At 42.8% G+C, this 1,132-nt stretch carries 1 pseudogene; it reads right to left on the reverse strand.

What is annotated here, in order from left to right:
* Positions 1–76 precede the first annotated feature (76 nt).
* A pseudogene (locus tag QUA42_RS27590) lies at positions 77–1,040 on the reverse strand (IS630 family transposase).
* Positions 1,041–1,132 lie beyond the last annotated feature (92 nt).

The raw sequence follows: 1,132 nt of genomic DNA on the forward strand, positions 1-1,132 counted from the left end.
ACGTCAATATACTTACACACAGAAAATTATTTAGGATTGTTTATAAATATAGAAAATCATTTAGGATTGCTATAATTCATCTTGCGTTTTTAAAACAGCGATTGGCTATCGGTTCATTTGTCAGCGGCCATAGCCTTTCTGCTGGTTGCAGTTGGGGCGAGTGTGAAGGCAGACAATACAAATGTATGCCGTTTGGAATTTTTACTTGTTTACTCAAATGCCATCCGGCTCTATCTACTACTAAAACTACTCTTTTTTTCTGCCCCGCTTGAAAAGGGCTGGCCAAATTTGCTAAGACTCGCTCAAAAAGCTGGCTATTGACAAATGGCAATATCCACGCCTTTGTTTCTCCTGAACTCGGATGCACAAAACCATATAACCACAACCCTTGAAACCGCCAGTTAACCACAGCAGTGGCATTACTAAACTCATCCACCCATTCTCGTCTCTCTCACAGGTTTCAATCCGCTCCGATGTTCGTCCTTTGACCAGACTTCTACGTCGATTGAAGGGTTCTGCTACTTGATGTCCTTGACGAATCGGCGCAGATTTTTTTTTTCCATTCCTCTTGTTCGAGGAGATCGGATTCCTGGTGTTCTGGGCGAGGAACTCTCAATCGAAACTTCATGGACTTCAAATATTCCCATCCTCTTTGACGAGAAACTTTGTAACCTGTAAGTTCACTCATCTAGTCTGCCACTTTACGACCATTCCATAGCCCGCCATCGAGAGGTGGCTGCTGTAGGACTTGCCACAACTGAGCTTGTTCTACATCATTAAGCAGAGGATCACGATCTCGATTTGTGAGACGCTGATCTCCGAGAGATTCTGGTCCTAAATAGTTGTATCCCCAGACTCGTTTCATAAATCCAACCGCGACTATAACCAGTTACTGCCATCACTTCTGCGGTGGTTTTGCCGTTTGCTAACAGCCAAATAATTTGATAATGATGAGCACAAGTGGGTGTTTTGGCCTGACGGAAACGACTCTGTAGCTCTTCTACACTCAGATGAGGTGTGATCGTAATTCGTTTGGGCATTCTTGATCTGACGCGGTATAGCAATCCTAAATCATTATCAAGACTAGGATACAATTATATGCAATACTTGATTGTGACAATAAAAAGATGAA

Source organism: Microcoleus sp. Pol11C2 (assembly GCF_036701505.1).
Classification (GTDB): domain Bacteria; phylum Cyanobacteriota; class Cyanobacteriia; order Cyanobacteriales; family Microcoleaceae; genus Microcoleus.